The sequence below is a fragment of the Jeotgalibacillus sp. ET6 genome (assembly GCF_029667115.1).
Classification (GTDB): Bacteria; Bacillota; Bacilli; order Bacillales; family Jeotgalibacillaceae; genus Jeotgalibacillus.
In genome coordinates this window covers 1-230 of the sequence record NZ_JARUIU010000361.1, presented here as the reverse complement: position 1 = coordinate 230, position 230 = coordinate 1, and the positions used below count along the sequence as shown (strand labels likewise).

Annotated in this window: 1 protein-coding gene; it reads right to left on the bottom strand. The window is 38.3% G+C overall.

The window, feature by feature from the left end; translation table 11 throughout:
• Window positions 1-38: 38 nt before the first annotated feature.
• A partial coding sequence (locus P6709_RS20420; protein WP_278242696.1) for a hypothetical protein occupies window positions 39-230 on the bottom strand: 192 nt, incomplete at its 5' end.

Genomic DNA, 230 nt, shown 5'->3' with positions numbered 1-230 from the left:
ACGACAAAAGAAGACCTTTTTTTTGCTGAAGCCATTCATTAGTTGAGTAGGAAATTTTTTTGAAAGGCTGATGGCGGGAGAAGCAAAATTGACGGATGATGAAAAGAGTAATCGGCGGAACACCTGCTAAGAAGGAGTCTTAATCCATTCACAATAGTAGGAGTGAACTTATTTTGAGTTGTTCCATTTTTACCGATTGTTGCAATGTACAGATCAGGATTGAGAATCTC